Source organism: Tautonia sociabilis (assembly GCF_003977685.1).
Classification (GTDB): Bacteria; Planctomycetota; Planctomycetia; order Isosphaerales; family Isosphaeraceae; genus Tautonia; species Tautonia sociabilis.
Genome location: NZ_RYZH01000099.1, coordinates 1 through 7,676 on the forward strand (window position 1 = coordinate 1; position 7,676 = coordinate 7,676).

Here is a 7,676-nt window from a genome sequence, read left to right on the forward strand (position 1 = left end):
CGGCCTCCGCGGGGGATGCTCCGTCCGGTCGTTTCGGGGCCGATTGCTCGATTCGATGCTCATGGGCGGCCTGGTGCTCGCGACGGGAACGCGGTCCGAGGAGGGCCCCCCGGCGACCGAGGGGCCGACGTGTCACGGTGCGTCAACGAAGCTGGCCCTCAGCCGGCGATGGGCGTCGGTGACGGCGATGAAGTGGCGGTGGACCTCCTCGGGGTCGTCCTCCTCGACGGCATGCTTGAGCCGCTCGATCTTGTCGATCAGCACGCGCGCCTTCATCCGGCGGTAGGGGCTGAGGGTCCCCTCCCGCAGGTAGACGCTGACCTGGAGCCGTCGGATCCAGTCCTGGTAGAGCGGGATGAAGTAGTCGGCGTGCTCGCGGTTGCCGCTGTTGGCCGCCGAGAGGACCTCGGCCTTGATGATCGTCAGGTCGTCGAAGATCTGCTCGGCCGGCGGGTAGTAGGTGTAGCAGGCCAGCACGCTGAAGGCGATCAGCCCGAGCAGGCCGATCCCGCCGAGCACCGGGCCGGGGATGACCACGTCGTAGCGCCTCCCGGGGCGATCGGGCCCGGCCTCGGACGGCTCGGGGGCGCGTTCCAGCCAGTCCTCGACCCGCCAGCGGCGGTCGAGCCGCCCCAGCGCCAGCCCGAGCACGCCGAAGCCGGCCAGCACGCCGAGCGCCTTCCGCTCGTGGGACATGACCTCCTCGCCCAGCTCCTTGGCGACCTGAGCGAAGCTGCCGCCGCCGGGCGGGAACGGGCAGCAGTAGATGTCGAAGGCGTGCGTGTGCCCGGCCGGCTCGACCCCCTTCGGCGTCAGCGGGCCGTCCATCGCGTAGGCCAGGCCGACGACCACGACCAGCAGCCCGCCCAGCCACGCCGCCGACCGCCTCGGGCCGTAGGCCCTCGCCACCCAGGCCAGCAGGCCGAGGTTCGCCCCGGCGCCGAAGGTCAGCAGGACGAAGGCCGCGGCCACCGAGTTGGCGTGCTGGAACATCGAGCCGAGCTGGGCCATGGCCGCCATCGGCGTGGCGTAGGCGGGGATGGCCGCGGCCGTCATCTCCAGCGCCGCGTACGGGTTGTCCTGCTCCATGCGGTTCATCAGGCTCCCCTGCGGCAGGGCGACGTTCAGCAGCACGACGCCGAGCAGGCCCACCAGGATGAAGCCCGAGGTGGGGCCGGCCACCTCCCGGGCGACGGCGACCAGCAGCGCGACCATCCGCTTCGGCCCGTAGGAGACCGGCGGCGGCCCCGGCTCGGGCTGCTCGTTGTCGGGGAAGAACCGGTCGAAGGCCACGCCCAGGGCCGTCACCACCGCGAGCGAGGCCAGGGCGAAGCTGAAGATGACCACGGGCTCCGAGAGCGAGAGCCCGTAGAGCACCGACAGCGGGTTGAACAGCGGCGCCGTCAGCGCGAAGGCGAGGATCGTGCCCGCCGAGAGCCCGTCGCGGCGCAGTTCGCGGACGATCGGGATCACGCCCAGCGAGCAGACCGGCAGCAGCATGCCCAGCACCCAGGCCCGGGCCAGGGCCCATCGGGTACCGTGGCCGAACAGCCGCCGCGTCCCCTCCGGCCCGAGCAGCCGCCGGAAGATGGCGGCGATGACCAGCCCCACCAGGATGGTCGGCGACGCCTCGGTCAGCGCCGCGACGAACCGCTGGATGCCGCCCCAGAAGATCGCGTCCATCAGATGTGATTCCCCTGCGAGTTGATGCGACGAACCCGGATGCTCAGTCCCCGACCCCGCCCCCGTCGTGGGGGCTCTCGTCTCCGTTGGCCGGCTCCTCGTCCTCCCGGTAGGACGCCCTCCCCGGGAACCAGGCGGGATCGGCCTCGGCCTCCAGGCGATCGAGGTCCGCCAGCAAGGGCTCGACCTCGGACAGCCGGTCGCCGTCCAGGGGAACCCCGGCGTCGAAGTCGGCGATGGCCGACTCGTAGGCGGCCAGCAGCCGGGCGGCGAGGGCGTTGACCCGGTTCCAGGGCCTCTCGGGCATGTCGCTGTCGGCGGCGACCTCAGGGAGCCACTTCGCCAGGTCGCGCTGCACGTGCAGCAGGGTGTCGAGGGTCTCGTCGGTCCGGCCGGCCGAGAGGGCCTCGCGGGTCGCGGCGTGACCGGCGATCAGGCGGGCGACGGCGTCCGGGAAGTCGCTCGGCCGGTGGGGAGGATCGACGTGCTCGGCGTGGCCGTGCTTGTGGTCGTGATCGTCCTGGCAACCCAGCTGGCCGAGCAGCAAAGCGAGGGAGACGACGGGGGCCAGGGCTCGGGAGGACGTGGTCATCGCTGGGATTCCCAGGTCGGTTCAGGCACGACGGGCCTTGGGGTAGACGGGGACGGGGACCGCGTCGAGGATCTCGGAGACGACGCGCCCGGCGGCCTCGGGCTCGATCCCGAGGCGGACGTCGAGCACCGGCCGGGCGACGGCCTGCACGTCGTCGGGCGTGACGAAGGCCCGGCCGTCGAGGAAGGCGTGGGCCTGGGCCAGCCGCTGCCAGGTCAGCAGCCCTCGGGGGCTGAGGCCGAGCGTCACCTGGCGGTGCCCCCGGGTCGCGGCGGCGAGGTCGACGAGGTACTCGGCCACCATCGGGCCGACGGCCACGCCGGCCACCTGACCCTGCAAGGCCCGCAGGCGAGCGTGCCCGACCGGCTCGACCTGGTCGGCAGAGCCGTCGTCTGCCGAGCCGACGGCCGCCGCGAGCATGGCCAGCTCGTCGTCCCGCCCGGGGTAGCCGATCCTCAGCTTCATCGCGAAGCGGTCGAGCTGGGCCTCGGGCAGCGGGTAGGTGCCGTGCTGCTCGGCGGGGTTCTGCGTGGCGATGACGAAGAAGGTGTCGGAGAGAACGTGGCGCACCGAGTCGACGGTCACCTGCCGCTCGGCCATCGCCTCCAGCAGAGCGCTCTGGGTGCGGGGGGTGGCGCGGTTGATCTCATCGGCCAGCAGGACATCGGCGAAGACGGGGCCGGGCAGGAACTCGAACTCCCGGGTCTTCTGGTCGAAGACGCGGAAGCCGGTGATGTCGCCCGGCAACAGGTCCGGGGTGCATTGCACGCGGGCGAACCTGCCGCCGAGCACCCGGGCCATCGCCTTGGCCAATGTCGTCTTGCCCAGGCCGGGGAGGTCCTCGATCAGCAGGTGCCCCCGGGCCAGGAGGCAGGCGAGCACGTGCTCGATCACCGCCGCCTTGCCGCGCAGGGCGTCGTTGAGGGCCGATCGGATCGCCTCGACGGCCTGGCGGTCGGCCTCGACGGGGGGCGCCCCGTTGGCTTCGGTCATGATGCGAACTCCCGGGTCGGGTGCGCGTGAGGGGTCATTGCTCTGAAGGTCCGGAGGGTCCAGCCCCGGACGACGCGGCGGCAGATGACGAGGCTTTCGACGCCCCCCGGCAAGGGCCCGGGAGCGTACGCGCTCCACTGGGCCAGCCGGATCAGCTCGCGGAGGTCGTTCACCAACTCGGTTGGCGCCGAGGCGACGAGGGCATCGCACCACCGCGATGGCGTCTGCCCCGTCGTCCGGCCCCGGCCTGCCCAGGAGGCCCGACGCTCGACCAGCCGGAGGGTGGCGAGCACGACGCGGGACGGCCCCCGGGCCGGCGTCGACAGCCGCCAGGCGATCGTCCAGCAGCGGTCGAGCACCTGATGCCGACACCAGGCCAGCAGGCCGAGCCCGATCGCGAGCATCGCCAGCACGGCCACGTTCCTGCCCGCCCACCACGCGGCCGAGGCGAGTCCCGCCCGCAGGAGGTCGAGCGGCGAATAGGCCGGGGCCATCAGCTCGAACCCCGGCGTCGGCTCGACCGCGACCCATTCGCCACCCGGGACCTGGACCTCGACCCAGAGGTGGGCATCGTCCGAGGTCACGGCGACGTGCCGGGCGTGCGTGTCGTACCGCCTCGGGTCGACGTACAGGCCGCCGACGACCCGCGTCGGGTAGCCGAGCGAGCGAAGCATGAGGGCCGCCGCCGTCGCGAACAGGTAGTCGGGACCGCGCCGGGCCCGGCCCAGGAAGTGGGCCATCACGTCGGGGCACCCCTCGGGCGGGGTCGCCGACCGATCGTGCTCGCAGTGGCCGCGCAGGCGGGCGACGACGGCCTCGACCTGGCCCCACCCCCTCGGGACCCCAGCCGTCCATTCCGCCGCGAGCCGGTCGAGAAGTCCGGAGACGGGTGGAGACTCGCAGTGCCTGGCGAAGGCGTAGCTGGGCCGCTCGGGGATGGTCAGCCTTCGGAGGGACTCGGGAATCGGAGACCGGACCTCGGTATCGATCACCGTCCCCGGGGGGATGGTCCGGCCGCTCATGCGGAGAACACCGGGCTGCGACCACTCGTAGAAGTCGACCCGGTTGACGCTGCCGACCCGGAACCGCTTCAGGTGGGCGGGGCTGGGGATGCTCGCCGTCTCCAGCCGGCCGACCTTGATCCGGTGCGTCACCCGGCCCGAGAGGAACGGATGGTCGAGCGCCTCGATGACCAGCCAGGGGCTCTCCCTCACCTCGGTCCGGAGCGTCGCGCCGCCCGAAGACGACTGCCCCTCGACCCAGGATTCGCCATCGAAGGTGTCGTAGGCGACCAGCCTCAGGTGGGCCGGCGCCCGCCCTCGGACGTAGAGCAGCGCGTCGGCCTCCGCCCCGGGCGGGTCGCGGGGGCCGGGGGGCTTGCGGTGCGTCGAGAACTCGCGGCCGGCGCGGTGGTCCTCGTGGGGGTGCTCCCTGCGCCGCTGGATCTCGGTCGGGGCCATCGCGATCGCCTTCTCCTGTGCCTTCTTCTTGATCGGCTCGCCGAAGGTGTCGTTGAAGGCGTCGTAGAGGCTGGGCTGGTCGGTCTCCAGATAGACCTCGCTCTGGGAGAAGCCGACGCTGTCGGCCGAGTCGCGGGCGTCGACCTCGTTGGGGCCGTCGCCGACGCCGGAGCGGGCCTCGGGGGCCGACCAGTCCGAGCCGCCGGACGTGGGCACCAGGCCGAGCAGCGCCGAGGCCGCCGTGCTCGGACCAATCAGCGCAAGGGCCGGGACCACCGCCGCCACCGCCAACGCCGTCGTCGCGCCGGTCAGGGACGGCCGGCCTCCGGTCGACGTCGATGCCCAGGCCGGCAGCCCCGACCAGTACCCTGCCAGCAGCCAGGCGGCCCCGAGGACGGCGAACGCCCCGGCCATCGCCGTCATCGTCGGGCCCTCGACCAGCGACGAGCCGACCACAACACCGAACAGCGCCACCACCGCCGCCAGCCTCCTCGCCAGCCGGCGACGAGAGAGTGCGGCCAACCCCAGCCCCAGATTCCGCAGGCCCTCCAGCAGCATCGTCTCGGGCATGACCCCGCCGCCGAAAACCGCGACCCGGGCCGGGTGCCAGAGCAGCGGCAGAACGGCGATCGCGACCAGGACGATCGACTCTCGCCGCGTCGGCACGCCGCCCCGCTCGACCCGGCGTCGGCCCAGCAGGACGAAGGCCGTGAGCATTGCCGCGACCAGCACGCCGACCCGGACCAGGGCCAGGGTGGTCGTTTGCGTCATGCCACAAACGGCCAGCTCGACGCTCGCGGCGCCGAGGGCCGCCAGTGCCAGGGTCAGGCCGAGGGGAGGCCGGCCCCGGTCGATTTCAGCGAACATGGGCTGCCTCCTTCCATCGACCCCGAACCTGCTCCGGGACCCGCCTCGGGTCGTCGATCGCGATCCAGGGCCGGATCGGCCAGCTCGGGGCAATCGTCCCCCCGGTCGTCCCGCCCTCGTCGAATGCCGTCGAGGCCAGCACCACGAACCGCGCGGCCGGCTCGCCGGGACGCCCCGAGGGACCGACGCGAGCCCGGTCGGTGCAGACGACGACCCGGAGCCCCCGGGCGAACCGCCGGCACGCCGGGCCATCCAGGACGTCCGAGAGCGGTGGCGCCCCGGTTGGGTCGAGTCGGGCGACCGCGTCCAGGACCGCTGCCCGACGCGAGGCGACCGTGCCCCCCTTCGCCGCGATCGAGCGATCGCCGACGACGAGTTCTGCGTCGGCCCCCTGGCCGATCCAGTCGTCGAGCAGGCTGGCGGCGACCCGAATCGCCCACTCGAGCGAGCCGTCGGCCCCAGAACCGACGTGGGAGGCCGGATCGAGATCGAGCACCACCTGGACCCTCGGCGCGGCGGCGGCCTGGCACTCGCAGACGATCAGCTCGCCGTGCCGGGCCGTCTGCCCCCAGTGCACTCGCCGGAGCGGGTCGCCCCGGCGATAGGTCCGCACCCCGAGCAGGTCGCCCGCGTCCCCGGGGCGATCCCGCAAGGTCGTCCCCTCCGAGGCGTCGCCCCCCGCCTCGATGGGGATCGGCCCGACGGAGAACGTCCTCGGCCAGACGAGCACGGGGCGTTCGACACCCAGGGCCCGTGACGACTGCCTCAGGCCGAACGGAAAGCCGGTCACCATGCGGGCGCCTCCGACGGGATGCTCGCCCCGGCATCCGGGCACAAACATCCAGTCGACCTCCACCCGCCGCCAACCTCCCACGTGGGCCACGCCGGTTGGGGCCGAGCCGCCGACCGACTCGTCGCCGAACCGGATCGTCAGCCCCCAGGCCCCCCACGGCGCCCGGTTGTGGAACTCCAGCCGGGCTGCGATCGGTTCCCCCTCCCGACCCCGGGCCGGGGCGAACGAGAGCATTCCTCGGAGCCCTCGGAGGCTGATCCAGGGCCAGGCGACTCCCAGGGCCATCACCGTCGCGAGCCCGCTGGCCAGCGCCAGGCACCTTGGGTGCAGGACCAGGCCGCAGAGGACCGCCGCGATCGTCGCCGCGCCGATCACCGCGAGCGGGTGCCGGACGATCGGGTCGAGCCACCGGGCCCAACGGAGTTCACGCGACCAGACGGAGCGGGGCCGCTCGGGCGCGGTCCCCCCTCGGGGAAGGGTCGTCATCGTCGTCTGTGCTCGCCGTGCCTCCGCGACGATCGGTTGATCCGACCGGGCGGACCTCGCGTACTTCACCGGCGACGACGCTCGTCGACGGTTCCGGGTGCGCGACGGGCCCCAGACCGTCGGCCCCGAGACCTCGGCCGAGGGCGATCACCTACGCGCAACGGTCGCGCGGGCGATCGCGCCTCCCGGGTGGGGGCGTCGGTCGGGTAGTTCAGGCGAGCGGCATGGGCGGCGCCCGGGGATCGCCGGGGAGGCGATCGGGCGGGCGAAGGTCGACCGGTTCGGTCACGATGACCGCGCCGACCGCGACCGATCCCGAGCGGATCGGCTCCGGCAGGTTGAGGAATTGTCCCTGGCCAGCGACGTGGCAGATCAGGCAGTCCGAGTGATCGGACATCGGCGAGGACGGCGACGGGAGGTCCCCATCGGTGGAGCAGTCCGTTGCCGCCCCGATATGCGAATCATCGACCAGCGCATGCAGACCCAACCCACAGGCTGAGATCAGCCCATAGGAGGCGAGCAGCAGTGCGGCGAAGATCCGTCGGAGCGTGATCGACATGAATCGCCTGCAAGGGAGGCAATCGAACGTCCGGGACGAGCCAACAGTCGGGGCCGACAGGTCCGTCAGACGCGCCTATTACACGCAAGCACCGCTGCGGGGTCAAGACAAACCAGAAAGAGGTGCGAGTATGGATCGAGATGGAGAGATCGATGAACCGTTGAGAGGTCGCTGATCAATCCAGGTTGGCTCTCCAACCCAGAAGCGTCGAGGATGCGTCACTCGAAGCAAGAAACGAACCAC

At 72.5% G+C, this 7,676-nt stretch carries 6 protein-coding genes; all 6 read right to left on the minus strand.

The window, feature by feature from the left end; genetic code table 11:
* Positions 1-132: 132 nt before the first annotated feature.
* Complete coding sequence (locus TsocGM_RS25225; RefSeq protein ID WP_126728234.1) at positions 133-1,683, minus strand: permease; 1,551 nt, start codon at positions 1,681-1,683, stop codon at positions 133-135.
* A gap of 43 nt (positions 1,684-1,726) precedes the next feature.
* Positions 1,727-2,275, minus strand: a complete 549-nt coding sequence (locus TsocGM_RS25230) for a hypothetical protein (protein WP_126728235.1) — start codon at positions 2,273-2,275, stop codon at positions 1,727-1,729.
* A 21-nt stretch (positions 2,276-2,296) separates the two neighbouring features.
* Positions 2,297-3,268: an AAA family ATPase gene (locus TsocGM_RS25235; RefSeq protein ID WP_126728236.1), complete on the minus strand. Its 972-nt coding sequence runs from the start codon at positions 3,266-3,268 to the stop codon at positions 2,297-2,299.
* The gene (locus TsocGM_RS25240) at positions 3,265-5,595 is read right to left on the minus strand and encodes a transglutaminase domain-containing protein (protein ID WP_126728237.1); all 2,331 of its coding nucleotides are present in this window, start codon (positions 5,593-5,595) and stop codon (positions 3,265-3,267) included. Before TsocGM_RS25240 ends, TsocGM_RS25235 begins: the two co-directional genes overlap by 4 nt.
* On the minus strand, positions 5,585-6,874 hold the full coding sequence (locus tag TsocGM_RS25245; RefSeq protein ID WP_126728238.1) for a DUF58 domain-containing protein: 1,290 nt from the start codon (positions 6,872-6,874) through the stop codon (positions 5,585-5,587). Before TsocGM_RS25245 ends, TsocGM_RS25240 begins: the two co-directional genes overlap by 11 nt.
* 211 nt (positions 6,875-7,085) lie before the next feature.
* Positions 7,086-7,433 (minus strand): hypothetical protein, encoded by a 348-nt coding sequence (locus TsocGM_RS25250; protein ID WP_126728239.1) that lies wholly within the window; start codon positions 7,431-7,433, stop codon positions 7,086-7,088.
* Positions 7,434-7,676: the final 243 nt, after the last annotated feature.

Excerpts from the sequence above, each read along its gene's own strand:
- TsocGM_RS25225 (WP_126728234.1), bottom strand. The coding sequence starts at position 1,683 with ATGGACGCGATCTTCTGGGGCGGCATCCAGCGGTTCGTCGCGGCGCTG.
- TsocGM_RS25230 (WP_126728235.1), bottom strand. The coding sequence starts at position 2,275 with ATGACCACGTCCTCCCGAGCCCTGGCCCCCGTCGTCTCCCTCGCTTTG.
- TsocGM_RS25235 (WP_126728236.1), bottom strand. The coding sequence starts at position 3,268 with ATGACCGAAGCCAACGGGGCGCCCCCCGTCGAGGCCGACCGCCAGGCC.
- TsocGM_RS25240 (WP_126728237.1), bottom strand. The coding sequence starts at position 5,595 with ATGTTCGCTGAAATCGACCGGGGCCGGCCTCCCCTCGGCCTGACCCTG.
- TsocGM_RS25245 (WP_126728238.1), bottom strand. The coding sequence starts at position 6,874 with ATGACGACCCTTCCCCGAGGGGGGACCGCGCCCGAGCGGCCCCGCTCC.
- TsocGM_RS25250 (WP_126728239.1), bottom strand. The coding sequence starts at position 7,433 with ATGTCGATCACGCTCCGACGGATCTTCGCCGCACTGCTGCTCGCCTCC.